Raw genomic sequence first — 26,039 nt, forward strand, 5'->3', positions numbered from 1 at the left:
GCCGGGGTATGGGCGAAACCCGCCCCGGCGGCAAGGGCCGCAGCGCATCAGGCGGCGCGCGTCATCATTCCCACGTTGCCAGCGTTGCCGATGCATCCCGCATGTGGCCGCAGCATGTCAGGCCGCCCGCCGCATCATCTGCGGAATGGCCCGGCCGGGAAAGGCGGCGCGCAGATCGTCGACGCTGGGGCAGTCGGTGCGCAGCAGCGGCCGCTCGGTCTGCAAGCGGCCCAGGCGCAGAGCCAGAAGGCGCAGCAGCGCCCGGTCCTGCCCCGCGATTCGCAGCGCGCGGACAGGTTCGCGCCGGCCGATGCAGGTGTCGGCCGTCGCGGGCGCGGTGGCCTGAAGGATCAGCGCCCGGCGCGCGGCATGGCAGGGACGAACCTCGGCCTCGATCCGGCGGGCCAGCGCGTCCAGAAGCGCGGCGCAGGTCAGGTGCGGGGCAAGATCGGTCAGCCGCTCCAGCAGCGCCAGATCGCAGGTGGAGTCCGGCAGATCGAAGAACGGCGCCACCAGCCGGTCGGCGCGACGATGATCGAAGGTGCCCGCAGCCTGCGTGGGTGACGCGGGGCGGTGATCGACGATCATGGCCAGCCCGTGCGGGTCCACCGCCAGCCGCGCCAGCACCAGCGCAGCCAGCGACAGCACCAGCGGCCCTGTCACCGGCAGATCGGGCGTCGCCGGCAGGAAGGCACCGATTCCACACCCGACAGCAAAGCAGCCCACGACCAGAAACGCCTGCGCGAACACCGTTCCAGCCAGACCACCCAGCCGATCGGCATGAAGCCAGCCCGCCCGCCCCCGGGGCCAGGGTGCCGGCTGCATCGCCACGGCCCACAGGATGAAGATCGCGGCGAACAGCGGCACCACGGCCGCAGGATGACCAAGCCCCCCCGGACAGGAGCGGACCGAGATAAAGCAGTGCCGTCAAGGCCGTCGACAGTCGGGATCTGGATGCGTGTGTCATGTGTCACCTTCTGCGAACCTGGCTACAGGCTATTCGTGCAAAAATGGTGAAGACGTGGCAGGTCCGCGGCGCAACCGGCACCTTTCGTGGACGTCAGTCGAGCTCTTGCGGAAGATCGGCCACAATACGGCCCGCGGACAGATCGACCGTCGGCACGATGGCGCGGGTGAAGGGCAGCAAAAGCGCCTCGCGCAGCGCGGGGCCGGTGATTTCCAGAATGTCGCCCGCGCCGTGGTTGTGCACGGCATGAACCCGCCCCAGCAAGGCGCCGCCGGTATCGCGCACCTCAAGCCCGATCAGGTCGGCATGATAATATTCGTCATCGCCCAAAGAGGGCAGACGTGCGCGGTCGGCATAAAGCCCCACGCCGCGCAGGGCATCGGCCTCTTCCTTGGTGGCAACGCCGGACAGGCGCGCCCCAAGGCCACCCGCGACCGGACGGGTCAGGGTGACGCGAAAGCTGCGGCTGCCGTCTTCCGAGACCAGCGTGCCATAAGACGCGATGTCGGAGGGTTCGGCACAGAAGGATTTCAGGCGCACCTCGCCCTTGACGCCGAACGACCCGGCGATGGCGCCTACGCAGATTCTGTCGGACGTGGGCATGATCGCCGCCTTTGGGAAAAAGGGCGGCCCGCAAGGGGGCCGCCCAAAGGGATCATTCGGCAGCGGCGGCGCGCTCGGCCTTTTTCTTGGCCAGTTCGGCCATGCGCTTGCCCGGCACGGCGGCCTTGGGGTTATTGCGCACGGTCTTTTCCTTCAGCCCGGCGGCTTCCAGGAACCGCGCCACGCGGTCGGTCGGCTGGGCGCCCTGAGCAAGCCAGTATTGCACGCGCTCGACGTTCATCTTGATGCGGTCTTCGCTGTCCTTGGCCAGCAGCGGGTTGTAGGTGCCCAGCTTTTCAAGGAAGCGGCCGTCGCGCGGCATCCGGCTGTCGGAGGCGACGATCGAGTAGTGCGGGCGCTTTTTCGAGCCGCCACGGGCGAGACGGATTTTCATAGCCATGGGTGTTCTCCTGTTATGGCGTGGGCCGGGCAGCGCCCGGTGATTTCCAAAGCTGTCATTTCTGAAGCTTTTCGTGGTGCCTGATGACTTCCGAGATGATGAAGGTCAGGAATTTCTTGGCAAATTCGGGGTCAAGGTCGGCCTCTTTCGACAGCCATTCCAGCCGTTCGATCTGGCGGGCCTCGCGCACCGGATCGGATGCCGGAAGATCGTGTTCGGCCTTCAGCCGACCCACCGCCTGGGTCTGCTTGAACCGCTCGGCCAGCGTGTAGACCAGAATGGCATCCAGCCGGTCGATGCTGTCACGATGTTCGCGCAGAACGGCCTGCGCGCGGGCGGTGGCGTCGCCCGGCTGCTCGGGGGACGGACGGGAACTCATACGGATACCTCCGGCACGGGGTGGCGGTAGACAAGCACGCCGCCCGGCGTGCCGGTTTCGGGCCGCGCGCCAAGCCGTTCAGCCAGCCGGCGGGCGCGGAAATCGTCGGGCGCGATGCAGGACACAAGGCACGGCAGGCCCAGCACGGCAAAGGCATGGGCGCGGGCGGCCTCGGCGGCCTCTTGTGCGAAGCCCTGCCCTTCGGCCTCGGCGGTGAAGATGCAGCCAAGGTCGGGGCCGGGGACGCCCGGCGCCATCCCGATCTGCACAAAGCCAAGCACCTCGGCCTGACGCTCGACCGACCAGAGGCCGTGGCCGCGCAGCATCCAGATCGCGGTCATGCGGCAAAAGTCGTCCCACGCCGCGTCGCGATCCACAGGCCCGCCAAAACACGCCCCCGCGATTTCGGCATAAGCGTCGAAATCGTCCAGCCGCGGCGCCCGCAACCGCAGCCGCACGGTCGTGATCTCGGGCACGGCGCCCGCCACGCCCGAAGCCTGCATCGCGCAGCCCCGTGTCATCGGATGGGACCACGGCCGGGTCATGCGTAGGCCTCGATCCCGCCGTCATCCTCGGACGGGTGGCGATAGATGTGGATCAGGCGACCGCCCTCTTGCAGCACCCGTTCCAGCGTGGCGCCCAGCCGCCTGGCCAGAGACAGGCTGCGCTGGTTGTCGGCGTCGATCATGGTGATCAGCGGCCCCATGCCCAGCACCGTCTGCGCATGATCGCGCGCGGCAAGCGCGGCCTCATAGGCGTAGCCCTTGCCCTCGAAGCCGGCATAGAGATGCCAGCCCAGTTCCGGTTCCGGCCAGCCGATGTGGTTGATGACGCCAACGCGGCCAACCAGCGCGCCCTCGCGGGTTTCAACCGACCACATGCCATAGCCGCGCAGCGCCCAGTGGCCGATGCCGGCCAGAAAGATCCGCCATGTCCCGACCCGGTCCTGCCGACCACCGATAAAGCGGGTGCGGTCGCTGTCACCAAAGGCGATCATCGCCGGCAGGTCGCTTTCGCGCGGCTCTCGCAGCACAAGGCGTTCCGTCGTCAGCACCGGGACAGCAAAGGGCAGCGCCATCACATCCCCCGCGCAGCCGCAACCGCCCGCGAAATCGCAGGAGGCGCGAACCGATAAGGGGCGCAAGCGGTCATTTCTTCTTCCCAAGACCGGCAAGGCCCGGCGGCAGCCGCATTCCGCCCGGCATCCCCGGAAGCCCACCCATGCCGGCAGGCAGCCGCCCCTTCATCGCCGAGGCGGCGGCTTGCATTTCTTCCGGGCTGATGTTGGACATGTCGGGCGCACCGCCCTTGCCCATCATCTGCTTCAGGGCCTGTTTCATCATGCCGCCCTTGCCCATCTTCTTCATCATGTCCGCCATCTGGCGGTGCTGCTTCAGCAGGCGGTTCAGCTCTTGCACCTCAAGCCCGGCGCCGGCGGCAATGCGCTTCTTGCGGCTGGCCTGAAGCAGATCCGGGTTGGCCCGTTCCTTTTTGGTCATCGAGTTGATCAGCGCGACCTGACGACGGATGAACTTGTCGTCGAAGCCCGCTTCCTCGGCCGCCTTCTGCATCTTGCCCATGCCGGGCATCATGCCCATCATGCCCTGCACGCCGCCCAGCTTCATCATCTGCTCAAGCTGCATCTTCAGATCGTTCATGTTGAAGAGGCCCTTCTGGAACCGCTTCATCATGCGCGCGGCCTGCTCGGCCTCGAAGGTCTCTTGCGCCTTCTCGACAAGGGCCACGATGTCGCCCATGCCAAGGATACGGCCGGCGATCCGCTCGGGCTCGAACGTCTCGATGGCGTCCATCTTCTCGCCCAGACCGACGAATCGGATCGGCTTGCCGGTGACCGCGCGCATGGAAAGCGCCGCACCGCCACGGCCGTCGCCGTCCATCCGGGTCAGAACGACGCCGGTGATGCCCACCTTGCCGTCGAACTCGGCCGCGACATTCACCGCGTCCTGCCCGGTCAGACCATCGACCACCAGCAGCGTCTCGCGCGGCTGGGCGATGTCGCGGACGGCCTGAACCTCGTCCATCAGCACTTCGTCGATATGCAGACGGCCGGCGGTGTCCAGCATCACGACATCATAGCCGCCCATCGCGGCCTGGGTCTTGGCGCGCTTGGCGATCTGCACCGCGCTTTCGCCCTTGACGATCGGCAGCGTATCCACGCCGATCTGCACACCAAGGATCTGCAACTGCTCCATCGCGGCCGGGCGGTTGGTGTCGAGCGAGGCCATCAGCACCCGCTTGCCCTGCTTTTCCGCCAGCCGCCTGGCCAGTTTCGCCGTCGTAGTGGTCTTGCCCGAACCCTGAAGGCCGACCATCAGGATCGTCGCCGGCGGGTTGTCGATCTTCAGCGCATCCGCCGGGCCATCGCCACGCAGCACGGCCACCAGCTCGTCGTGGACGATCTTCACCACCTGCTGGCCCGGCGTCACCGATTTAGTGACGCCCTGCCCGGTGGCCTTTTCCTGCACCCTTTTGACGAAATCGCGCGCCACGGGCAGCGAGACGTCCGCCTCGAGCAGCGCCACGCGCACTTCGCGCAGCGCGGTCGCCACGTCATCCTCGGTCAGCGCGCCCTGCTTGGTGAGGCGCTCGAACACGCCACCAAGGCGTTCGGACAGACTTTCGAACATCGCGGTCTTCCCCCGACCTGTTGAACTCTGCCCCGACCTAGGACGGGACGACGCAAATCACAACGTCACCCATGGGCGCACTGCGCTGATGGGTGGCGATCCCTGCTCGCGGCCGGGACCGGAGGCTCCAACGGATCTCCGGAATCTGGGCGGCGATACGCCCTTGCCCCTTCCGAGTCAAGTCTTGCAGCCGGTTGCCGCGCCGGGATTTGCCGCTAGGCTGGCGATATCGACAGGGAGCCGCCATGAGTTTCGAGAACTGGGACGAGATCCGCACCGCGTTTCAGGTTGCCCGACTTGGCACCGTCTCGGGCGCGGCCGAGATGCTGGGCGTGCACCACGCCACCGTGATCCGCCATATCGACGCGCTGGAAAAGCGGCTGGGGGTGCGACTGTTCCAGCGCCATGCCCGCGGCTACACCCCCACCGAGGCCGGGCGCGATCTTCTCTTGGTCGCCCAGACCACCGACGAGCAGTTCAGCCAGCTTGCCAGCCGCATCAAGGGTCAGGGCGAGACGGTCGCGGGCGAACTGGTCGTGACCTCGCTGGCGGGGTTTTCGGCGCTTCTGACGCCGGTTCTGGCGTCGTTTCAGGCGAAACACCCGGGCCTTCTGGTGCGTTTCCTGACCGACATGCGGGTGTTCCGGCTGGATTACGGCGAGGCCCATGTCGCGATCCGTGCCGGCGCAATGCCCGAAGAACCCGACAATGTGGTGCAGCCGCTGGTCCGGATGCGGCACGCGCTTTACGCATCACCCGGCTATGCCGCGGCCCACGGCCTGCCGCGCGGCCCCGAAGACTTCGCCGCCCACCGCTTCATCAGCGCCGACGTGCCCCGGGCGCCGCACCACCGCTGGCTGCGTGATCATGTGCCCGCCGAAAGGATCTGCTTTCGCGCGACCGAAGCCGCCGCACTGGAAGACGCGGTGCGCGCCGGCGCGGGGCTGGGCTTCCTGCCGGTGATATCGGCCGGCGCCGACCTGATCGAGATCATGCCCCCGCGCGAGGAATGGGAGGCCCCGATCTGGCTGGTGACCCATGTCGATCTGCACCGCACGCTGAAGGTGCAAAGCTTCCTTGGCCACCTGAAAGAGGCGGCCCGCGACTGGCGGGAGATCTGAAAGGAAACTGGCGCACCCGGAGCGATTCGAACGCCCGACCCTCAGATTCGTAGTCTGATGCTCTATCCAGCTGAGCTACGGGTGCGCTGTGAGGGGCGATGTAACGGGGGGCGCGGGGCAATGCAAGGGCCATTCGGGCATTTTCTTCACATCGCCTCCAACAGGCCCCCGCCCTTGGGCAGACGGATGATGAACTCGGTGCCCTCGGCATCCGTGCGCAGCAGGTCAAGCCGACCACCATGGCCGCGCACCAGCTCAGCCGAGATCGCCAGCCCGAGACCGGACCCGCCCTTGCGCGTGCCGCCCTGAAAGGCGGTGAACAGATGCTCGCGCGCCTTGGGCGGCAGGCCCGGGCCGGTGTCGCCGACCTTGATCCACCATTCCTCTTCGCCCTCGCCGGCAGAGAGTTCGATCGTGCCGGGCTGGCCGGTCGCCTCGATCGCCTGCCGCGCGTTGCGCACAAGATTTCCCAGCACGCGGTAAAGCTGCTCGCCATCGGCGCGAATCACCATGCCCGGCGCCACGTCGATCAGGCAGGCGACGGGGCCGGCGCCGCCGAGCGATTCGGCCTCGGCCACTTCCTCGATCAGCGGGCGCAGCGGCAGGCGGGCCAGTTGCGGCGGCGGCTCCTCGGCGCGGCCAAAGGTCAGCGTCGATTCGCAAAGCGAGATCGCCCGCCGGATCGAGCCGACCAGCTTCGGCGCCGCCCGCGCCACCGCCGGATCGGCCGATCCGCCCAGCCGGTCGGCGAAAAGCTGCGCCGTGGTCAGGATGTTGCGCAGGTCGTGGCTGATCTTGGCCACCGCGCCGCCCAACTGTGCCAGCCGTTCCTTCTGCCGCAGCGCGCCGATCAGTTGCGTCTGCATCATCTGAAGCGCATCTTCGGCCTCGCGCAGTTCGCGCACGCTGGCGGTGGGCGCGATCACCCGGCGCGCATCCTCGGGGGCTTCGGCATAGGCGGTCATATGCGCCACCACCCGCCGGATAGGCCGCAACAGCAGCCGCCAGACCGCAAAGAACAGCAAAAGCGCCGTCAGCGCCGAAAACGCCGCCGAGACCAGCAGCACCCGCGCGCCATATTCCAGCATCTCGCGCCGCATGGGGCCGGTTTCCAGCGTCACCTCGATCAGCGAACCGCCGGCCTGAACCGGCTCTCCGATCACGCGGATCACCCGGCTTTGCGGCTGAAGCAGATCCATCATCGCATCGTGGACGCTGCCCAGCGGGCCGCTGAAGCGTAGGTCGTAGGTCTGTTCCACCGGCAGCGGGATCGGCGAGGACAGCACCAGTTGGCGCACCTCGTCCCGTCGCAGCACCACGTTGAACACGCCGGCATTGGCCAGCAGTTCGGCTTCCAGATCTGCGGTGATCTCGTCATCCGACGCCAACAGCGCCAGCGAGGCGATCTGCGCCTTTTCCAGCCGCAGGTTCAGATAGGTCTCGCGGTAGCGGGCGATCGAGGGGGCAAGGATCAGCGCCTCGGCCAGCAGAACGAAGGCCAGCGTCACCAGCAGGAACCGCCCCGACAGCGTGTTCAGGAACCGCCGCACCGTCTTGCCTTTCTGCCTGTCACCGGCCGTCAGGGAAGCGCGCGCTGCACCAGCCGCACCACACCCTTCACCAAGGGATTACCAAAGAGCCGCGGGGAAAAACAGGCTCCGGCGGCGCGTTTTGCGGTCTCGGACAGCGTGGGATAGGGCAGAACCAGCCCCGCCACGGTGGACAGCTTCACCCGGCCCGCCAGCGCCAGCGCCCAAAGCCCGATCAACTCGCCCGCGCGGTCGCCCACGATCGACACGCCGACCGGGCGCCCGCCGGCCACCATCAGCTTCAAGAGCCCCTCGGTCCGCGCCTCGGCCATGGCGCGGTCGTTGCCGGCGAAGGGCTGTCGGATCACCGTCAGCCGGTCGCCGTGCCGGGCGCGGGCCTCGGCCTCGGTCAGGCCGACATGGGCCAGTTCCGGGTCGGTATAGGTGACGCGCGGAATGATGTCGGACACGCGCGAGGGCAGACCGAACAGCATCGCGCGGATCACCACCGAGGCGTGATGCCCGGCCAGATGGGTGAACTGCATCCCCCCCGCCGCATCGCCCACCGCATAGACGCGCCGGTTGGTGCTGCGCAGATCCGGGCCGACCGTCACGCCACGCGCCGTCACCGCGATCCCGGCGCGGTCAGGGTCCAGCCGATCCAGCGCCGGCACCCGCCCGGCCGCCACCAGCAGATGCGACCCTTCAATCCACCGCCCGCCGGCCAGAACCGCAACCCCGCCGGGCCGGGTCTCGACCGATTCGGCGCGCGCGCCTTCGACGATCTCGACACCTTCGCCGCGCAGGCGGGCCAGCAGGATCGCGACCAGTTCGGGATCGTCCTTCGGCAGCGCGCGGGCGCCCGCGATCACCGTCACCCGGCAGCCAAGCCGTCGATGCGCCTGCGCCATTTCGATCCCGACCGGGCCTGCCCCGATCACCACCAGATGCGACGGCTTTTCACGAAGCGCGAAAATCGTCTCGTTCGTCAGGGGGTTGGCCGAGGCCAACCCAGGAATGTCCGGCAACGCAGGCCGCGAGCCGGTGGCAATCACGAAGCGCCGCGCCCGGATCAGCCGGTCCCCGGCCTGAAGCTCACCGGCCGAGACGAAACGCCCCCAGTCGCGCAGCACCCGCACGCCCAGCGATTCGAAGCGTTCCTGACTGTCATGGGGGGCAATGGCGGCGATGGTGCGGGCGACGTGATCCTTGACCGCGGCGAAGTCGATCTCGGGTTCGGCCGGCCGGATACCGAAGGCCGCGCCGCCGCGCATCGCCTGCGCCGCCTTCGCCGCTGCCAGCAGCGCCTTTGACGGCACGCAGCCGGCGTTCAGACAATCGCCGCCCATCTCTGCGCCCTCGACCAGCACGACCCGCGCGCCCATCTGCGCCGCCCCCGCCGCGACCGACAGCCCGCCAGAGCCCGCCCCGATCACACAGATGTCCGCCCTGATCCGCTCCATCACCGCCCCCTGCGCCAGAATTTCAGGACGATAGGCAGCGCCGACAGCGCGGCAAGCCCCAGCAGCGGAAGAAGAACCGGCGCGGTGAAGATCACCCCCACATCGGGCGCCTCGCCGCGGGCCAGAATCTCGCCCAGCCCGGTCCCGACCGAGGTATAGACCAGCGCCCCCGGCAGGATGCCCAGCGCGGTCGAAACCGCAAAGCGATGCAGCGGCACGTTCAGGAACGCCGGGATCAGATTCGCCACGAAGAACGGCACCACCGGCACCAGCCGCATCAGGAACAGCACCGACCATTCGTTGTCACGCAGCCCGGCCTGAAGCCGCGCCACCGCGCCGCCCTGCGATTCCATCCGCGCGGCAAAGCGGGCGCCGAACCCCGCCCGCGCCGCCAGAAACAGCACCACCGCCCCGGTCGAGGCGGCCGCGACATTGTAAAGCGCCCCCGGAAACAGCCCGAACAGAAAGCCCCCCGTCAGCGTGCAAAGCAGCGCCCCCGGCAGGCTGAAGGCAACGATGGCGGCATAGGCCGCCACAAACACCGCCACCGCCGCGCCGTAATTGGCATCGCGAAACGCCAGCAGCGCGGCCCGATTCTCGGCCAGCGCCTCGAAGCTCAGCCAGTCCCGCAGCAGGATGGCCCCCAGAACGGCCGCGCCAAGAAGGATAAGGATCGGAAGTCGGCCAAAAGCCGAAGGGGCGGGCTGGGTCACGCAAAGGCTCCTTTCAGGTCGGGCGCGCAGCATGACGACAAGCGCCGCCCCCCGCCAGATCCCGCGCGCCACCCCTTGGCCGCAGCGGCGAATTTCTTCAGGCGGACGAATTGACTTGGCTGCCGGATGACAGTAACAGCCGGGCTTCAAAGGAACGTGGCCTGCGAATCCGCGGGGGTTCCGGCTGCATACCTAGGAGATCCGCGATGAAGCGCACTTTTCAACCGTCGAACCTGGTCCGCGCACGTCGCCACGGCTTCCGCGCGCGTATGGCCACCAAGGGCGGCCGCCTCGTGCTGAACGCCCGTCGCGCCAAGGGCCGCAAGAAGCTGTCGGCATAAGCGTCGCGCAAGGCTTCAGTGACATGACGCCGCCGGAGGCCGGGGGGAAGGGCAGAAATGCCACAACCGCCGTGCTTCCGGCGGTTTCTTCGCTTGTGACACTGCAAAAGCGCGCGGACTTTCTGCGCGCGTCGCAAGCGCGGCGGCAGGGCACCGGCGGATTTCTGCTTCAGGCCCGCCAGCGCGAGGCCGAGGGCGTGATCCGCGTCGGCTTCACCTGCTCGAAGAAGGTCGGCAATGCGGTGCTTCGCAACCGGGCAAAGCGCCGGCTGCGGGCTTTGGCGCGCGAAGTTCTGGCCTTCGAGGGACGCCCCGGCTGGGATTATGTGCTGGTCGGCCGCCCCGGTGCCACGGCCGAGCGGCCCTTTGCCACGATGCTGGCCGACCTGCGCCGCGCGTTGGCACAGATCCACGGCGATCGGCCATGACCCCGCTTGCCCGGCTGGTCGCGCTGCCGGTCCGCGCTTACCGGCTGCTGCTCAGCCCGTGGGTGGGCCATGGGTGCCGCTATCAACCGACATGCTCGGCCTATGCGCTGGAGGCGCTGGACCGTCACGGCGCGCTGAAGGGCAGTTGGCTGGCCGCGCGCCGGGTGCTTTGCTGCAACCCGTGGGGCGGATCGGGCTATGATCCCGTTCCGGGTGCCGACCCCGAGCATGACAGACACTGCGGAAGGTAAGCCGATGCTGGACGACGAGACCGAGATCCACCCCCTGCTTTCCGGCGCGCCGCAGACGACGGAATTTCGCAAACTTAGAAAGCGCATCGTCCGCGAAGTGCGCGAGGCGATCGAGACCTATGGCATGGTCGAGCGCGGGGCGCGCTGGCTCGTTTGCCTTTCGGGCGGCAAGGACAGCTACACCCTGCTGGCCGTGCTGCATGAATTGAAGTGGCGCGGGCTTCTGCCGGTGGATCTGCTGGCCTGCAACCTCGATCAGGGCCAGCCGGGTTTCCCCGCCACCGTGCTGCCGGAATTTCTCAACCGGATGGGTGTGCCGCACCGGATCGAGTATCAGGACACCTATTCGGTCGTGATGGACAAGATCCCGCAGGGGCGCACCTACTGCTCGCTCTGCTCGCGGCTGCGGCGGGGCAATCTTTACCGCATCGCGCGCGAGGAGGGCTGCTCGGCCGTGGTGCTGGGCCATCACCGCGACGACATTCTGGAAACCTTCTTCATGAACCTGTTTCACGGCGGCCGGCTGGCGACCATGCCGCCCCGGCTGGTGAATGAGGACGGCGACCTGTTCGTTTGCCGCCCGCTGGCCTTCGTGGCCGAAGCAGACTGCGAAAAGTTCGCGCGAGCAATGAATTATCCGATCATCCCCTGCGATCTCTGCGGCTCGCAAGAGGGGCTTCAACGCCAGCAGGTCAAGCAGATCCTAGACGGATGGGAAGCGCGCAGCCCCGGCCGCCGGCAGGTGATGTTCCGCGCGCTGATGAACACGCGGCCATCGCATCTTCTGGACACCGGTCTGTTCGATTTCGCCGGCCTGCGAACGGGCGAAAGCCGTGAAAATCCTCTGCGATTTTTGGCTGCGGATTAACCGCGCACTGAGAATCGCCGCCTAATGTCCGACCGGGGCAAGCCCCACAGGCGGCAGAAGGATGTGGCGATGCGGGATCGAAGCGGTTCGTTGACGGGCATGGCCCGGCTGCGCGGCCATCTGCGCCGCCCCGAGGTTCTGGCCTTCCTGCCCGCGCTGACGCTGCTGGCCTATTGGCTGGGCGGCGAAATGCAGCTTCTGCTGGTCGCCCTGGGCCTTCCGCTGGCCTATGCCGCGGCCGGCGCGTTTGGGGATCGCACGCCACCGCTGATCGGCCCGCGCGACGGACTCGCCCTGCGGATACAGGCGATTTCGGCGCTGGACGCGATTTTCGCCGACCCGACCGCCAGCCGGACAACAGGGTGCCTTGTGCTTCAGTTCGACGAGATGGACAAACTGCTGGATCGCCACGGCCGCGCCGCCCAGACCGAGGTGCTAAGCCGCAGCGCCGAGCGGATCTGCGCCGTCCTGCGTGAAGGCGACATCGTGGCACGGCTGGAAGGCGGCGGCTTTGCCATCGCCCTCTACCCGGTGCGGCGCCTGGATCTTGAGGCGATGGTGCAACTTGCCGCCCGGCTTCAGGCCGCCGTGGCCACGCCCATCAGCCTCGACGGGCTAAGGCTTTATGTCAGCTGCTCGGTCGGGTTCTGCCTTGCCGCGCGGGCGCCCGCACCGAATGGGCGGGCACTGCTCGACGCGGCGCAGGTGGCCGCGGACGAGGCCGCCCGCAACGGCCCCGGCGCAATCCGCGCCTTTTCGCCGGACATGGCGCGGAAACGGGCCGACCGAGACGCCTATCGCGAACAGCTTGAGACGGCCCTGGACAGCGGCCAGATCGAAGCCTGGTTCCAGCCGCAGATCCGCCTGGACACCGGCCAGGTCAGCGGGTTCGAGGCGCTGGCCCGCTGGCAGCACCCCGCGCACGGGCTTACGCCACCCGCCGATTTCCTTCCCGCCATCGAAGAGGCGGGGCTGGCCGAGCGACTGGGCGAAGTGATGCTGTATCAGGCCCTGACCGCCCTTCGAAACTGGGACCGGGCCGGGTTCCATGTGCCGAGTGTCGCCGTGAACTTTTCGGTTTCCGAGTTGCGCAACCCCCGCCTCGTGGATCGGATGAAATGGGAACTCGACCGATTCGAACTGGCGCCGGACCGGTTGTCGGTCGAGATCCTCGAAACCGTAGTCGCCGGCGGGGCAAGCGATGTCGTCGTTCACAACATCGCAGGTCTGGCCGCGCTCGGCTGCCGGATCGACCTTGACGATTTCGGCACCGGCCACGCCTCGATTACCACAATCCGGCGTTTCGCGTTGCGCCGATTGAAGATCGACCGCAGCTTCGTGACCCATGTCGACACCGACCGCGACCAGCAGACCATGCTTGCCGCCATCATTTCCATGGCCGGGCAACTGGGGCTTGAGACCCTTGCAGAGGGCGTCGAAACCGCGGCAGAACAGGAAATGCTCGGCCGGCTTGGCTGTGGACACCTGCAAGGCTATGCTATCGCGCATCCGATGCCATTCGCGGCAACCGGCGAATGGCTGATCGGGCAGGGCCGCTGCGGTTCCGGCCCGACGCGGGCGAAGATGCAGGTGGCGGAAAAACCGCCTGCGATCCTGGCGCGGGCGGGCGGGCAAAGCGCCCCATCCACCGTCGGCGGGGGGAAAACCGCTTGACCTTTGCAGCCCCCTTCTGTTGAACGGCCGCACCTCTGAACAGGAACCGCGTGTCTTTCATGGACGATCAGAACAAGAATCTCATCCTGGCGACCGGACTCAGCTTTCTCGTGATCGTGGTCTGGTTCCTGCTGTTTCCGCCGCCCGAAGAGGTGACGGATGGCACGACGCCGGCGGTGGCGATGCAAGAGGCCGCGGTCGCGCCCTCGGCAACGCCCGACGCCGCCATGGCCGCGGAGCCGCCGGACGCGGAACTGCCCGAGACGCCGCGCGTCCTTATCGACACCCCCCGGCTTCAGGGCTCGATCTCGATGCTGGGCGGGCGGATCGACGACCTGTCGCTGAAGTCCTATCGCGAGACGATCGCCGCCGACTCGGAGATCGTGCGCCTGCTGTCGCCGGTGGGCAAACCCAACGCCTATTACGCCCTTTACGGCTGGGCACCGGCCGGCGATCTGGATTACGCAGATGTCCCCGGCGCCAATACGCAATGGACCCCCATCGAGGGCAGCACGCTGGGTGTCGGGCAGCCGGTGGTGCTTCAGTGGGACAATGGCCGCGGGCTTGTGTTCAAGCGGCGCATCTCGGTTGATGACCACTACCTTTTCACCATCGATCAGACGGTCGAGAACCGCACCGGCGCTCCGGTCCGGCTGGCGCCCTACGGGATCGTCGCCAGGCACGGCAAGCCGCTGAACCTACAGAATTTCTTTGTCCTTCACGAAGGGGTCGTCGGCCGCGCCAATGGCACCCTGACCGAAACCGACTATGACGATGTCGCCGAACTGCCCCAGGTCGCGCGCGAGGGCGCGCAAGCCGAGGTGGTCGAGGCCACCCAGGACGGCTGGATTGGATTCACCGACAAATACTGGATGACGACGCTGATCCCGGAGCAGGGCAAGCCCTTCACCAGCGTCACGAAATACGTCCCCGGCGCCGACATCTTCCAGACCGAGACCCGCAACCCGGTGGTGACCGTCGAACCCGGCACCACGGCCGAGGTCACCTCGCGTCTTTTTGCCGGCGCCAAGGAATGGGAGACGATCACCCGCTACCAGAACGAACCCTCGTTCCTGACGGGCCTTCTGTTCGGGATCGAGCAGGACGCTACGCGGCAACCGATTCCGGGCTTTATCGACTCGATCGACTGGGGCTGGTTCTTCTTCCTGACGAAGCCGATCTTCGCCGTTCTGCACTGGCTCAACCATGTGATCGGCAACATGGGTCTTGCGATCATCGCGCTGACCGTCGTGCTCAAGGCGCTGGTTCTGCCGCTGTCGTACAAGTCCTATGTCTCGATGGCGCGCATGAAAGAGTTGCAGCCCGAGCTTGAGGCGCTGCGCGAGCGCGCCGGCGACGACAAGATGATGATGCAGCGCGAAATGATGCGCCTCTACAAGGAAAAGAAGGTCAACCCGGCTGCGGGCTGCCTGCCGATCCTGTTGCAGATCCCGATCTTCTTCTCGCTCTACAAGGTCATCTTCGTCACGATCGAGCTGCGTCACGCGCCCTTCTTCGGCTGGCTGACCGACCTTTCGGCCCCCGATCCGTCGTCGCTTTACAACTTCTTCGGCCTTGCCCCCTGGGCTGCGCCGATGCCGGGCTCGACGCTGGCGCTGATCTTCATCGGGGTTCTGCCGATCCTGCTGGGTATTTCGATGTGGCTTCAGCAAAAGCTGAACCCGGCACCCACCGATCCGGCGCAGGCAATGATCTTCGCCTGGCTGCCCTGGGTGTTCATGTTCATGCTGGGCAGCTTCGCCTCGGGTCTGGTGCTGTACTGGATCGTGAACAACCTGATCACCTTCAGCCAGCAATATGTGATCATGCGCAGTCACGGCCACCATCCTGACCTGTTCGGGAACATTCGCGCCAGCTTCAAGCGCAAGCCGGCCGATGCGAAGACCAAGGCCGCGAACGATAGCCGGCCGCCTGAGAAGAAGCGCAAACCATGACAGCATGGCTCGGCCAGATCTGCCGGCACCCGATCAAGGCCCACGGACGCGAGGAACTCGCGTCCGTTCTGCTTTCGGCGGGGGCCTGTCTGCCGTGGGACCGACACTGGGCAGTGGCGCATGACGCGGCAAAGCTGGGCGACGGCTGGTCGCCCTGCCCCAATTTCGTGCGCGGCGCGAAGGCGCCGGCGCTGATGGCGATCACCGCCCGGCTGGATGAAGCCACAGGCGTGGTGACGCTGCACCACCCCGACCGTGAGCCGATTACCTTTCGCCCGGATGCGCCGGAAGACCTGCAACCGTTCCTTGATTGGCTGCGGCCGCTGGTTCCGGCCGAGCGTGCCCAGCCGGCGCGGATCGTCAGCGCGGGGCGTGGAATGACCGACAGCGCCTTTCCCTCGGTCGCAATCCTGTCGCTGTCCAGCCTGCGCGACCTGTCGGAACGGATGGGGCGCCCGCTGTCCATCCATCGCTGGCGCGGCAATCTGTGGATCGATGGCTGGCAGCCGTGGTCCGAATTCGACCTGATCGGCCGCGAAATCAGCATCGGCCGCGCCCGTCTGCGGATCGAGGAACGGATCACCCGCTGCTGCGCCACCATGGCCGATCCGGCGACCGGCGTGATCGACGCCGACACGCTGGGCGCGTTGGAAACCGCCTTCGGGCACCGTGACTTCGGCCTTTACGCCACCGTGACCCATGGCGGCACGGTCTCTTTGCAAGACGAGGTGCATCTGTGAGCCAGCTTCCCTTCCCCCTCGCGCCGGAACCCGAACCGCTCGCCCGCGAAGCGGGGCGGCTGCTGTTCTGCGGCCCCGTCACCTTCGTGAAGGGCGTGACCACGATGCAGGCGCTGCCCCCTGCCGACCGGGTCGAGGTCTGTTTCGCCGGCCGCTCGAATGTTGGAAAATCAAGCCTGATCAATGCGCTGACCGGGCGAAAGGCGCTGGCGCGGGCCTCGAACACCCCCGGCCGGACGCAAGAGATCAACTATTTCGCCCTGGGCGACACCCGCTATCTGGTCGACCTGCCGGGCTATGGCTTTGCCGAGGCGCCAAAGCCGGTGGTCGAACGCTGGCAGCGGCTGTTGAAAAGCTATCTGGCCGGGCGCCAGACCCTGCGCCGGGCCTTTGTGCTGATCGATACCCGCCACGGCGCCAAGCCGGTCGATGAAGAGATCATGACCCTTCTCGACCGTTCCGCCGTGACCTTTCAGGTGGTGATGACCAAGGCCGACAAGGTCAGCCTGGCCGAGCGCGAGGCCGCGGCGGCGCAGGTCCGCGGCGTGCTGGCCCGCCACCCCGCCGCCTATCCCGAACTGGTGATGACCAGCTCGGAAAAGGGTGACGGGATCGAAACCCTGCGCAGCATCGTGGCGACGCTGACCTGAGCCGCGTCAGACGTGCTGGGCACCGTTGATCTCGATCTCGGTGCCCGAAATATAGCTCGACTGGTCCGAACACAGGAACCAGATCGCATCCGCCACCTCTTTCGGCTGACCCAGACGGCGCAGCGGCAACTGCTCGACGATCTTGTCCGTGCCCGGCGACAGGATCGAGGTCTCGACCTCGCCGGGCGCGATGGCGTTCACCCGCACCCCAAGCGGGCCGAAATCATGCGCCATCTCTCGCGTCAGCGCCGCAAGAGCCGCCTTGGACGTGGCGTAGGCCGCGCCGGCAAAGGGATGCACCCGGCTGCCCGCGATCGAGGTGACATTGACGATCGATCCCTTGCCCGCCCGCAGTTCCGCCTGAAGCCCGCGCGCCAACACCACGGGGGCAAAGAAATTCACATGGAACACCTGCCCCCAGGTCCGCAGATCGGTGTCGATGGTATTCAGCCGCTCACCGTTCGGCCCCTTGGGCGAGATGCCGGCATTGTTCACCAGCGCATGCAGCTTGCCGTCGATCCTTTCCTTGATCGTCTCGATGGCGGCGATGGTCATGGCCGGGTCAGCCAGATCCAGCTGGATATGGTCCTCTTCGCCCCGCGGCCAGGGGCAGCGCGCATCGAACGCCTGCCGCGAACAGGTCAGCACCCGCCACCCCTCGCGCGAGAACCGTTTGACCGTGGCGTGCCCGATCCCCCGGCTGGCCCCGGTCAGCACCATCGTCTTCTGTTCGCGCATCATTCGCCCCTTTTGTCCCTGCGGCGAAGCTATGTCTCCGCCACCGATTTGCAAGGCACCGCGCCTTGGCAGCCCGCAGCAAAGGCGCTACCAGAGGAACCGATCCCCGCCAACCGCCTGACGATGAGGCATCCACATGACGCGAGACCCGATCGCCACCGCCCGGACCCTGTCCGAGGCCCTGCCCTATCTTCAGCGCTACGCCGGTGCGGTCGTGGTGGTGAAATTCGGCGGCAACGCCATGGGCAACGAGGCCGCGATGGCCGAGTTCGCCCGCGACATCGTGCTGATGCGGCAGGTGGGGGTGAACCCCGTCGTGGTGCATGGCGGCGGGCCGATGATCAACGATCTGCTGGGCAAGCTGGGCATCAAGTCCGAATTCGTGCGCGGCAAGCGCGTGACCGACAAGGCCACGGTCGAAGTGGTCGAGATGGTGCTGTCGGGCCTCGTGAACAAGCGCATCGTGCAGGCGATCAACGATCAGGGCGGCCGGGCAGTGGGGATCTCGGGCAAGGACGACGATCTGATGGTCTGCGTGGCTGACGATCCGGAACTCGGTTTCGTGGGCAAGCCGGTCGAGATGAACGTGCAGGTGCTGCGCGACCTTTACGGCGCCGGGATCATCCCGGTGGTGGCCCCCGTGGCGACCGGCATGGCCGAAAACGAGACCTTCAACGTCAATGGCGACACGGCCGCAGGCGCCATCGCCGGCGCCCTTCAGGCCGACCGGCTACTTTTGCTGACGGACGTCTCGGGGGTGAAGGACGGATCGGGGCAGGTGCTCAGCCAGATCACCCCGGACGACGTGCGTGCAATGACAGAGTCTGGCACGATCTCGGGCGGGATGATCCCCAAGACCGAAACCGCGCTGGCAGCACTGGAGGCCGGGGTGCGCGCAGTGGTGATCCTTGATGGCCGCATCCCGAACGCCTGCCTGATCGAGCTGTTCACCGACGAAGGCGCCGGCACGCTGATCCGCTCGACCGAACCGCGGGTGAAACCGCGCGGACGACCCTGATGCTTGCCGACATCGAGGCGCGGGCCGCCCGGCACGCGCTGACGATCATGGGCGGGACCCAGGCCATACCGTCTGACGGTCTGCCCGAAGGGACACAGGCCCTACTGCTCCTCGGCCCGAAAGAGCCGGGCTTCTGGGCCCATTTCACCACCCAACCCGAATGGCAGGACGGGGCCCCCGATCCAATGGACCGCTGGTCGGCACGCGTGATCGGGGCGCTTGCAGCCGAAACCGGCACGCAGGCGCTGTTTCCCTTCGGCGGCCCGCCGTGGTGGCCGTTCTATCGCTGGGCTGAACGGACGGGCCGCGCCTTTGCCTCGCCGGTGCGACTGCTTGTCCATGACGAGTCGGGCCTGTTCTTCTCGTGCCGCGGCGCGCTTGCCCTGCCGATGGTGATCGATCTGCCGCCGCCCACCCCCTCACCCTGCGCCAACTGCGGCACGCAGCCCTGCCGCACCGCCTGCCCCGCAGGTGCCCTGACCGCAAACGGCTATGACGTCCCCGCCTGCCACGCTTTTCTGGACACCTCAGCAGGCACCGACTGCCTGTCGCGGGGCTGCGCGGTTCGACGCGCTTGCCCCCGCTCGCAGGGCCATGCAAGGATAGAGACCCATTCCGCCTACCATATGAGGCAGTTCCACCGATGACCAAGCGCCTGATCCTGATTCGCCATGCGAAGTCGGCCTGGGACGACCCGCTGACCCCAGACCACGACCGCCCGCTGAATGCCCGCGGCGAGGGCGCCGCCCGCGACCTCGGCCAATGGCTGGCCTCGCGCGGCTATGTCCCGCAAGAAATCCTCTGCTCGAACGCATTGCGCACCCGGGCGACATGGGACGGCATCGCACCTTTCCTGCCCGATGCACCCGAACCCACGCTGAAACCGGCCCTTTACCACGCCGGCGCAGATGTGATGCTTGCGGTGCTGCGCCACGCCACCGCCGACACGGTCTGCATCCTCGGCCACAACCCCGGCATCGCCGAATTTGCCCACCGGCTGGTGAAACACCCCCCGCTCAGCGCCGAGTTCCAGAAATACCCGACCGGCGCGACCCTCGTCGCCGATCTTGGCGAGATCGCCTGGGCCGACGTCGGCTATGGCATGGCCGAACCCGCCGATTTCATCGTGCCGCGCGAACTGGTGGTCTGACCCCCGCCACCTGGTTCATTCTGGCTCAAATATCCTCGGGGGGTGCGGGGGGCAGACAGCCCCCCGTGCGACGCAGGCTACCAGCGCCACAGCGCCGCTTCGTCCTCGTCCTTCGCCGCTACCCATTCAGCACCGTCGGCCGTGACTTCCTTCTTCCAGAACGGCGCACGGGACTTCAGATAATCCATCAGGAACTCGGCGGCGGCAAAAGCCTCGGCGCGATGCGCGGCGGCGGTGGCCACCATCATGATCGGCTCGCCCGGGGCCAGCCGACCGTGGCGATGGATCACCAGAACGTCGATCAACTGCCAGCGCGCCGCGGCCTCTTCGGCAATGGCGCGGATCGCACGCTCGGTCATGCCGGGGTAATGCTCGATCTCCATAGCGGACAGCCGCCCCGACAGGTCGCGGACAAGCCCGGTGAAGGTCACCAGCGCGCCCGCGCCCGACACACCGGCGGCGAACAGGCCCGCCTCGGCGGACGGATCGAACGCGGCAGGCTGAACCGCGATCCGCATGTCAGCCCCCGGTCATCGGCGGAAAGAACGCCACCTCGCGCACACCGGCCAGAGGTGCATCGAACTCGGACAGTTCCTGATCCAGCGCCACGCGCAACGCCGAGAGATCTGCAAAGGCCAGCGCGTAACGTTCTTCGCGCGCCCGCAGCTCTGCCACCAGATCGGCCACGGTCGCGGCATCGGTCTCCACCCCCTCGCGCGGCAGCCCGATCCGTTCGCGGACCCAGGCGAAATAGAGCAGATCGATCATTTCTCGTCCTTCAGGAAAGGCATCGCCTTCCTGAAATAGTCCCATCCGGTGATGAAAGTAAGGGCCGCGGCGACCCAGATCATCGCAAGCCCGACCCATGTCGCATAGGACGAACATCCGCGCATGCCGCAACTGCGGATCGGATCGGCCTCGCCGGCGCTGACGGCCTGGGCATACTGCTCCCATGTCATGCCCTGGCGGGCGATGCCTTCCAGATGCTCCAGCCCGGTGCCAAGGAACAGGATGGCGATGGCGACCATCTGCGCCGTGGTCTTCCACTTGGCCAGTTTGGTCACCTTCAGCAACCCGGCCTTGGCGCCCAGGAACTCGCGCAGGCCGGACACGAAGACCTCGCGGAACAGGATCACCGTCACCGGCAGGATCAGCCAGGGGTTCATGCCGGAATAGCCGGTGATGATGACCAGCGCGATCACCACCATCGCCTTGTCGGCGATCGGGTCCAGCATGGCGCCGAATTTCGATTCCTGCTTCCACAGCCGCGCAAGATAGCCGTCGAAGTAATCCGTCACCGCCGCCATAATGAACAGCGCCAGTGCGAACCAGTCGGCCCAGGGCCGATGGAAATACAGGAACATCACCGCCACGCCGGGCGCAGCCAGCAGGCGCAGAACGGTAAGGATATTCGGTAACGACCAGGTCATGGCGATGGTCTAGCCCATTCAACGCGCCGGGGGGAAGGGGGTGCCGCAGCGGCGCGCGGCCTCAGGTGCCATGAAAATGGTCGTGAATGGTCTGCGCCAGCGTTTCCGAGATGCCCTCGACCGCGCAAAGATCGGCCACCCCCGCCCGCGACACCGCCTTGGCCGAGCCGAAATGCGCCAGCAGAGCCCGCTTGCGCGCCGCACCCACCCCGGGAATTTCATCCAGCGGCGTGGCGCTGACCGCCTTGGCGCGCTTCGCCCGATGGGCGCCGATAGCCCAGCGGTGTGCCTCGTCGCGCAGGCGCTGGACGAAATACAGCACCGGGTCATTCATGCGCAGCGCAAAGGGCGGCTCGCCGGGGCGGTGGAATTCCTCTTTGCCCGCGTCGCGGTCGATGCCCTTGGCGACGCCTACGAAGGGGATGTCATCCACCCCCAACTCTTGCAGGATCTCTTGCACGGCCGAGATCTGGCCCGCACCGCCGTCGATCAGCAGAAGATCCGGCCAGGCGTCCGACTTGCGCTCGGGGTCTTCTTTCAGCAGGCGTTCGAACCGGCGGGTCAGCACCTCTTTCATCATGCCGAAGTCGTCGCCCTGCGCCCCGGCCGCGCCGCGGATGTTGAACTTGCGATACTGGCTTTTCAGAAAGCCGTCGGGGCCCGCGACGATCATGCCGCCCACCGCGTTGGTGCCCTGAATATGCGAGTTGTCATAGACCTCGATCCGGCGCGGGGGGGCGTCCAGATCGAAGGCTTCGGCCAGACCGGCAAGCAGCCGGTTCTGCGTCGCGCTTTCGGCCATGCGCCGCGCCAGGCTTTCGCGGGCGTTGCGGGCGGCGTTTTCCACCAGTTCGGCCTTTTCGCCCCGCTGCGGCACGCCCAGCGCGACCTTGCGGCCGGCGCGGTCGGACAGGATCGCGCCCACCAGATCGGGGTTGTCCACCGGATGCGACAGCAGGATCAGCCGAGGCGGCTCCTTGTCGTCATAGAACTGGGTCAGGAAGGCTTCGAGGATCTCCGGCTCTTCCGCGCCTGCCCCGGTCCTGGGGTAAAAATCGCGGTTGCCCCAGGACTGGTTGGCGCGGATGAAGAACACCTGCACGCACGCCTGCCCGCCTTCCAGATGCACCGCGATCACATCGGCCTCGGCCACGCCCTTGGGGTTGATGCCCTGCTGCGACTGCACCTGTGTCAGCGCCTTGATCCGGTCGCGCAGCGCGGCGGCGCGCTCGAATTCCATCGCGTCGGATGCCGCCTGCATCTGCTGCGCCAGATTGGCCTGCACCTTGGTGGTGCGGCCCTGAAGAAAGCGTTCGGCATCCCCGATCAGCGCGGCGTAATCCTCGGGCGCGATGCGGCCGACGCAGGGCGCCGCGCACCGCTTGATCTGGTAAAGCAGGCAGGGCCGCGTGCGGCTTTCGAACATCGCATCCGAACAGGTGCGCAGCAGGAACACGCGCTGCAACTGGTTCAGCGTGCGGTTCACCGCGCCGGCACTGGCGAAGGGGCCGAAATAGCTGCCCTTTTCCGACTTTTTCCCGCGGTGCTTTTTCAGCATCGGAAACGGGTGATCCTTGGCGATCAGGATGTTGGGAAAGCTTTTGTCGTCGCGCAGCAGCACGTTGTAGCGCGGCTTCAACTGCTTGATGAGGTTCTGTTCCAGCAGCAGCGCCTCGGTCTCGGTGCGCGTGGTCAGAAACATCATCGAGGCAGTTTCGCGAATCATCCGTGCGATCCGCGCCGAATGGCCGGAAGGACGGGCGTAGTTCGACACCCTCGCCCGAAGGTTGCGGGCCTTGCCCACATAGAGAACCTGGCTTTGCGCATCCAGCATCCGATAGACGCCGGGCGAGCTGTCCAGCGTCCTGAGATAGGCGTGGATCACCGCATGGCCGCTGGGGGCCGGCTTCTGTTCCGCTGCGTCACCCTGCAAGGCTTTTTCCGCTTTCCTGCAACAGGCTCGATTCCCGCCCCTCGCTGCACCGTCTGGCGGGCGGCAGCAAGAGGAAACCTGTCCACCATTTCTGTGGATAACTATGGGTAAAAACTTAGGGCAGTGCCGATTTTTCCTTGTTACATGACGGGTTCACGGGTTTGCCTGTTTTTTAGGCAATTCCGCAACATGCTGTAAAGATGCGAGAATTTTTATCTCTGCATCGCAAACGCATGAAAGCTATCGCCTTTTCGGCCGTAACCTTTCGGATAGGGCCGAAAGTGGACAACTCTCACGGGAGCGCATGGCCCGCAGGGTTGCCAGCGGGGGCTGCGCCCAGATGCTGACCACCGTCGACACAGATCATCTGGCCGGTCACAGCCGCGGAATCGACCAGAAATCCCAGTGCCGCGGTGATGTCGGACGGGTTCGCACCGCGCCCCAGAACGGTCGAGGCCCGCTCGGCCGCGAAGCTTTCCGGGGTCTGGTGCGCCCCCTGAAGCGTGGGGCCCGGACCGATGCCATTCACCCGGACCCGGGGGGCAAGTTCCTGCGCGGCAAGGCGTGTCAGCGTCCACAACCCGACTTTGGCTATCGTGTAAGTTGCGAAGTCCGGGGTGGGGTGCAGCACGCGCTGATCTATCATGTTGACAATCAGCCCCTGCGCCAGCGGCTCGTCGGCATCGTCACGCGCGGGCGGGGGCACCTGCGCCGCGAATCGCTGGGTCAGCAGGAACGGCGCCCGCAGATTCGATTCGAAGTGCCGATCCCAGCTTTCGCGGCTGGCGTCGGCAATCGTATCCCTCTCGAAGATCGAGGCGTTGTTGACCAACAGCGTCAATGGGCCGCCCAGCGCCTGCGCCGCACGGGAAACCAGCGCCTCGGTCTGGGATTCGATCAGCAGATCGGCGCGCAGTGCCTGCGCCTGCCGCCCCATGGCGCGGATTTCTGCCGCCACCGCCTCGGCCTCGGGGGCAGAGCCTGCGTAATGCACCGCCACGTCATAGCCGCGCCGGCCCAGATACAGCGCCATCTCGCGCCCAAGTCGGCGCGCAGCGCCCGTCACCAAAGCCCGCATCAGCCCTTCCTTCGACAGTCGCAGCCGTCCTTGCCCAGAACGAACCGTCCGCAATGGCCGCAGATCGTCGGCGGCGGCACCTTTGTCTGCGACTTGCGCCCGCCCAACGGCCAGCGCAGCCGGCCGATCAGCGCCACCGCCGCCATGCCGACCAGAAACAGCGTGACGATCTTGACCAGCATCCTACAGCCCGTAGCGCGCCCAAAGCGCGCGGTCCTCGACCTCGGACAGCGCCTGCTGCACAAGGCCCATGCCAAGGCGCTGGATCAGCGGCCGCCGCTGTCCGTAGGGCACAAGGCGCACGTCTTCGCCGTAAAGCTCCTGCAACTTGGGCACCAGATGGCCCACGCCATCGGCCAGCCCCAGCTTGACCGCCTGCCCGCCCACCCAGACGTCGGCATTGAACAGATCGGCCGCCTGATCCAGCCGCGCACCGCGGCGACGCTTCACATGATCGATGAAGGATTGGTGGATCGGTTCCTGCAACGCCTTCAGCCGGGCCACGTCCTCGGGTTTTTCCGGCAGGAACGGATCGGCCAGCGATTTCGACCGCCCCGCGGTATGCACCCGCCGTTCGATCCCGCTGCGCGCCATCAACTCGTGAAAGCCGAAGCTGGCGAAAATCACCCCGATCGAGCCGACGATGGAGCTGTCGTCCACCCAGATGTCATCGGCCGCGCAGGCCAGCCAGTAGCCGCCCGAGGCCGCCACATCCTCGACGAAGGCATGAACCGGGATCTCGTTTTCATCGGCAAGGCGGCGGATGCGGGCGGCAATCAGGCTGGACTGCACCGGCGATCCGCCGGGCGAGTTGATGATCAGCGCCACCGCCGCGGGCTTGCCACGCCCGAACGCCTTTTCGATGACGCCTGCCAGCGCCATGTCCGACAGGCCGCCGCGCGGCCCGGTCGCGATCACGCCCTGAAGCCGGATCACCGGCACCACCGGGTCTTTCCTGATGAACGGGATATACTGTTTCATTCACCCGATGTAGGCCGGAGCTTGCCGGGGAACAAGAACAGACCCCGGCGCTTGCGGTAAAACTTGGCCGCAGACCGGGGGCGCTGGATGATCGACAAGCTGGAAATGTTCATCGCCCTTGCGCGCGAACGCCATTTCGGCCGCGCCGCCGAAGCCTGCGGCGTGACGCAGCCCACGCTGTCCTCGGCCATCCGCCAGCTTGAGGATCAGCTGGGCGTGCAACTGGTCTTCCGCGGCTCGCGGTTTCAGGGGCTGACGCCGGAAGGCGACCGCGTGCTGGACTGGGCGCGGCGCATCGTGGGCGACATGCGCGCCCTGCGCGACGAGATGCGCTCGGCCCGGTCGGGCCTGTCGGGGAACCTGCGGATCGGGGTGATCCCGACCGCCGTGCCGATGGTCGCAGACCTGACCGCGCCGTTTCTGGAACGCCATCCCGGGGTGCATGTCCGGGTGGTCTCGCGCACCTCGGCCGAGATCCTTGCCGGGATCGAAAGCCTCGAATTCGACGCCGGCATCACCTATCTCGACAACGAGCCGCTGGGCCGCGTTTCGCAGGTTCCGCTTTATGCCGAAAGCTATCGGCTGGTCTGCGGCGCGGGCTTTCCACTGGCCGGCCGCAGCGCGGTGACATGGGCCGAGGTGGCGGCGCTGCCTTTGTGCCTGCTCAGCGCCGACATGCAGAACCGGCGGATCGTGAACCAGCATCTCGACCGCGCCGAGGGGCCGGTCAGCCCGTCGGTCGAATCGAACTCTCCGCTGACGTTGATTTCGCATGTGCTGACCGGGCGGTGGGCCAGCGTACTGCCGAAGAAACTGGCCGATCTGTTCGCGGTGACGGGGCGGATCTCGGCCATCCCGATCACCGCCCCCGAGGTGGAACATCTGGTCGGCCTGATCGCCCCGCACCGAGAGCCGCATACCCCGATCCTGTCGGCCCTTCTGGACGCCGCGCGGCGCCTGTCCGAGGCGCCGCCGCGATAG

General features: G+C 66.9%; 31 protein-coding genes and 1 tRNA gene. 13 read left to right on the forward strand and 19 right to left on the reverse strand.

Features of this window, described 5'->3' with window-relative positions:
• Nucleotides 1-117: 117 nt before the first annotated feature.
• The 7 genes from CRO07_RS06290 to ffh all read right to left on the reverse strand — a co-directional run bounded on the left by CRO07_RS06290 (nt 118) and on the right by ffh (nt 4,997).
• Entirely contained in the window at nt 118-870 is a 753-nt protein-coding gene (locus tag CRO07_RS06290; protein WP_235840945.1) for a hypothetical protein, read from the reverse strand.
• A gap of 190 nt (nt 871-1,060) precedes the next feature.
• Entirely contained in the window at nt 1,061-1,570 is a 510-nt protein-coding gene (gene rimM / locus CRO07_RS06295; protein WP_097029845.1) for a ribosome maturation factor RimM, read from the reverse strand.
• 52 nt (nt 1,571-1,622) lie between these two features.
• Nucleotides 1,623-1,970, reverse strand: coding sequence for a 30S ribosomal protein S16 (gene rpsP, locus CRO07_RS06300; RefSeq protein ID WP_097029846.1), 348 nt, complete (start codon nt 1,968-1,970; stop codon nt 1,623-1,625).
• A 55-nt stretch (nt 1,971-2,025) separates the two neighbouring features.
• Complete coding sequence (locus tag CRO07_RS06305; RefSeq protein ID WP_097029847.1) at nt 2,026-2,349, reverse strand: chorismate mutase; 324 nt, start codon at nt 2,347-2,349, stop codon at nt 2,026-2,028.
• A complete protein-coding gene (locus tag CRO07_RS06310; protein WP_235840946.1) occupies nt 2,346-2,870 on the reverse strand; it encodes a GNAT family N-acetyltransferase in 525 nt (174 codons plus the stop codon). The genes CRO07_RS06305 and CRO07_RS06310 overlap by 4 nt, the downstream gene beginning before the upstream one ends.
• A gap of 20 nt (nt 2,871-2,890) precedes the next feature.
• A complete protein-coding gene (locus CRO07_RS06315; RefSeq protein ID WP_097029849.1) occupies nt 2,891-3,427 on the reverse strand; it encodes a GNAT family N-acetyltransferase in 537 nt (178 codons plus the stop codon).
• A gap of 70 nt (nt 3,428-3,497) precedes the next feature.
• Nucleotides 3,498-4,997 (reverse strand): signal recognition particle protein, encoded by a 1,500-nt coding sequence (ffh, locus tag CRO07_RS06320; RefSeq protein WP_097029850.1) that lies wholly within the window; start codon nt 4,995-4,997, stop codon nt 3,498-3,500.
• A gap of 245 nt (nt 4,998-5,242) precedes the next feature.
• On the opposite strand from ffh, the gene CRO07_RS06325 reads away from it, so the two are divergent.
• Entirely contained in the window at nt 5,243-6,118 is an 876-nt protein-coding gene (locus CRO07_RS06325) for a LysR family transcriptional regulator (RefSeq protein WP_097029851.1), read from the forward strand.
• 8 nt (nt 6,119-6,126) lie between these two features.
• On the opposite strand, the gene CRO07_RS06330 is transcribed toward CRO07_RS06325, so the two are convergent.
• The 4 genes from CRO07_RS06330 to CRO07_RS06345 all read right to left on the reverse strand — a co-directional run bounded on the left by CRO07_RS06330 (nt 6,127) and on the right by CRO07_RS06345 (nt 9,856).
• Nucleotides 6,127-6,203, reverse strand: a tRNA-Arg gene (locus tag CRO07_RS06330).
• A gap of 61 nt (nt 6,204-6,264) precedes the next feature.
• Nucleotides 6,265-7,668 carry a sensor histidine kinase gene (locus CRO07_RS06335; protein WP_097029852.1) on the reverse strand — a complete coding sequence of 468 codons (1,404 nt, stop codon included), beginning with the start codon at nt 7,666-7,668 and terminating at the stop codon, nt 6,265-6,267.
• A 29-nt stretch (nt 7,669-7,697) separates the two neighbouring features.
• On the reverse strand, nt 7,698-9,110 hold the full coding sequence (locus tag CRO07_RS06340) for a dihydrolipoyl dehydrogenase family protein (RefSeq protein WP_097029853.1): 1,413 nt from the start codon (nt 9,108-9,110) through the stop codon (nt 7,698-7,700).
• The gene (locus CRO07_RS06345; protein ID WP_097030081.1) at nt 9,110-9,856 is read right to left on the reverse strand and encodes a TVP38/TMEM64 family protein; all 747 of its coding nucleotides are present in this window, start codon (nt 9,854-9,856) and stop codon (nt 9,110-9,112) included. The genes CRO07_RS06340 and CRO07_RS06345 overlap by 1 nt, the downstream gene beginning before the upstream one ends.
• A 173-nt stretch (nt 9,857-10,029) precedes the next feature.
• On the opposite strand from CRO07_RS06345, the gene rpmH reads away from it, so the two are divergent.
• From rpmH to yihA, 8 genes are all read left to right on the forward strand, one after another.
• On the forward strand, nt 10,030-10,164 hold the full coding sequence (rpmH, locus tag CRO07_RS06350; protein ID WP_002721419.1) for a 50S ribosomal protein L34: 135 nt from the start codon (nt 10,030-10,032) through the stop codon (nt 10,162-10,164).
• 23 nt (nt 10,165-10,187) lie between these two features.
• Nucleotides 10,188-10,592: a ribonuclease P protein component gene (gene rnpA / locus CRO07_RS06355; protein ID WP_097029854.1), complete on the forward strand. Its 405-nt coding sequence runs from the start codon at nt 10,188-10,190 to the stop codon at nt 10,590-10,592.
• Nucleotides 10,589-10,843, forward strand: coding sequence for a membrane protein insertion efficiency factor YidD (gene yidD / locus CRO07_RS06360; RefSeq protein WP_097029855.1), 255 nt, complete (start codon nt 10,589-10,591; stop codon nt 10,841-10,843). The genes rnpA and yidD overlap by 4 nt, the downstream gene beginning before the upstream one ends.
• Before the next feature lie 4 nt (nt 10,844-10,847).
• Complete coding sequence (gene ttcA / locus CRO07_RS06365) at nt 10,848-11,711, forward strand: tRNA 2-thiocytidine(32) synthetase TtcA (protein ID WP_097029856.1); 864 nt, start codon at nt 10,848-10,850, stop codon at nt 11,709-11,711.
• 69 nt (nt 11,712-11,780) lie between these two features.
• A complete protein-coding gene (locus CRO07_RS06370) occupies nt 11,781-13,385 on the forward strand; it encodes a putative bifunctional diguanylate cyclase/phosphodiesterase (protein WP_097029857.1) in 1,605 nt (534 codons plus the stop codon).
• 59 nt (nt 13,386-13,444) lie between these two features.
• Complete coding sequence (yidC, locus tag CRO07_RS06375) at nt 13,445-15,340, forward strand: membrane protein insertase YidC (RefSeq protein WP_097029858.1); 1,896 nt, start codon at nt 13,445-13,447, stop codon at nt 15,338-15,340.
• Nucleotides 15,337-16,080 carry an MOSC domain-containing protein gene (locus CRO07_RS06380; protein WP_097029859.1) on the forward strand — a complete coding sequence of 248 codons (744 nt, stop codon included), beginning with the start codon at nt 15,337-15,339 and terminating at the stop codon, nt 16,078-16,080. The genes yidC and CRO07_RS06380 overlap by 4 nt, the downstream gene beginning before the upstream one ends.
• Nucleotides 16,077-16,730, forward strand: coding sequence for a ribosome biogenesis GTP-binding protein YihA/YsxC (gene yihA, locus CRO07_RS06385; RefSeq protein WP_097029860.1), 654 nt, complete (start codon nt 16,077-16,079; stop codon nt 16,728-16,730). The genes CRO07_RS06380 and yihA overlap by 4 nt, the downstream gene beginning before the upstream one ends.
• Before the next feature lie 6 nt (nt 16,731-16,736).
• Here the strand turns inward: yihA and CRO07_RS06390 are convergent, their stop codons facing one another.
• On the reverse strand, nt 16,737-17,468 hold the full coding sequence (locus CRO07_RS06390; RefSeq protein WP_097029861.1) for an SDR family NAD(P)-dependent oxidoreductase: 732 nt from the start codon (nt 17,466-17,468) through the stop codon (nt 16,737-16,739).
• Nucleotides 17,469-17,604: 136 nt separating this feature from the next.
• Between CRO07_RS06390 and argB the strand changes: the two genes are divergently transcribed.
• From argB to CRO07_RS06405, 3 genes are read left to right on the forward strand one after another with little or no spacing between them, the layout of a single operon-like run.
• Entirely contained in the window at nt 17,605-18,486 is an 882-nt protein-coding gene (gene argB, locus CRO07_RS06395; RefSeq protein WP_097029862.1) for an acetylglutamate kinase, read from the forward strand.
• Entirely contained in the window at nt 18,486-19,133 is a 648-nt protein-coding gene (locus CRO07_RS06400) for a ferredoxin (RefSeq protein WP_097029863.1), read from the forward strand. The genes argB and CRO07_RS06400 overlap by 1 nt, the downstream gene beginning before the upstream one ends.
• Nucleotides 19,130-19,636 carry a SixA phosphatase family protein gene (locus tag CRO07_RS06405; protein ID WP_097029864.1) on the forward strand — a complete coding sequence of 169 codons (507 nt, stop codon included), beginning with the start codon at nt 19,130-19,132 and terminating at the stop codon, nt 19,634-19,636. Before CRO07_RS06400 ends, CRO07_RS06405 begins: the two co-directional genes overlap by 4 nt.
• 77 nt (nt 19,637-19,713) lie before the next feature.
• Here the strand turns inward: CRO07_RS06405 and CRO07_RS06410 are convergent, their stop codons facing one another.
• The 7 genes from CRO07_RS06410 to CRO07_RS06440 all read right to left on the reverse strand — a co-directional run bounded on the left by CRO07_RS06410 (nt 19,714) and on the right by CRO07_RS06440 (nt 25,058).
• Complete coding sequence (locus CRO07_RS06410; protein WP_097029865.1) at nt 19,714-20,154, reverse strand: molybdenum cofactor biosynthesis protein MoaE; 441 nt, start codon at nt 20,152-20,154, stop codon at nt 19,714-19,716.
• 1 nt (nt 20,155) lies between these two features.
• A complete protein-coding gene (gene moaD / locus CRO07_RS06415) occupies nt 20,156-20,404 on the reverse strand; it encodes a molybdopterin converting factor subunit 1 (protein ID WP_097029866.1) in 249 nt (82 codons plus the stop codon).
• Nucleotides 20,401-21,066: a CDP-diacylglycerol--glycerol-3-phosphate 3-phosphatidyltransferase gene (pgsA, locus tag CRO07_RS06420; protein ID WP_097029867.1), complete on the reverse strand. Its 666-nt coding sequence runs from the start codon at nt 21,064-21,066 to the stop codon at nt 20,401-20,403. The genes moaD and pgsA overlap by 4 nt, the downstream gene beginning before the upstream one ends.
• A gap of 61 nt (nt 21,067-21,127) precedes the next feature.
• Nucleotides 21,128-22,999, reverse strand: coding sequence for an excinuclease ABC subunit UvrC (uvrC, locus tag CRO07_RS06425; protein WP_097029868.1), 1,872 nt, complete (start codon nt 22,997-22,999; stop codon nt 21,128-21,130).
• Between the two features lie 292 nt (nt 23,000-23,291).
• Nucleotides 23,292-24,077 carry an SDR family oxidoreductase gene (locus CRO07_RS06430; protein WP_097029869.1) on the reverse strand — a complete coding sequence of 262 codons (786 nt, stop codon included), beginning with the start codon at nt 24,075-24,077 and terminating at the stop codon, nt 23,292-23,294.
• Complete coding sequence (locus CRO07_RS06435; protein WP_097029870.1) at nt 24,077-24,259, reverse strand: hypothetical protein; 183 nt, start codon at nt 24,257-24,259, stop codon at nt 24,077-24,079. Before CRO07_RS06435 ends, CRO07_RS06430 begins: the two co-directional genes overlap by 1 nt.
• A gap of 1 nt (nt 24,260) precedes the next feature.
• The gene (locus CRO07_RS06440; RefSeq protein ID WP_097029871.1) at nt 24,261-25,058 is read right to left on the reverse strand and encodes a S49 family peptidase; all 798 of its coding nucleotides are present in this window, start codon (nt 25,056-25,058) and stop codon (nt 24,261-24,263) included.
• An 87-nt stretch (nt 25,059-25,145) separates the two neighbouring features.
• Here CRO07_RS06440 and CRO07_RS06445 point away from each other — a divergent pair, with 87 nt between their 5' ends.
• Nucleotides 25,146-26,039 (forward strand): LysR family transcriptional regulator, encoded by an 894-nt coding sequence (locus CRO07_RS06445; protein WP_097030082.1) that lies wholly within the window; start codon nt 25,146-25,148, stop codon nt 26,037-26,039.

The sequence above is a fragment of the Cereibacter ovatus genome (assembly GCF_900207575.1).
Lineage (GTDB): Bacteria > Pseudomonadota > Alphaproteobacteria > Rhodobacterales > Rhodobacteraceae > Cereibacter_A > Cereibacter_A ovatus.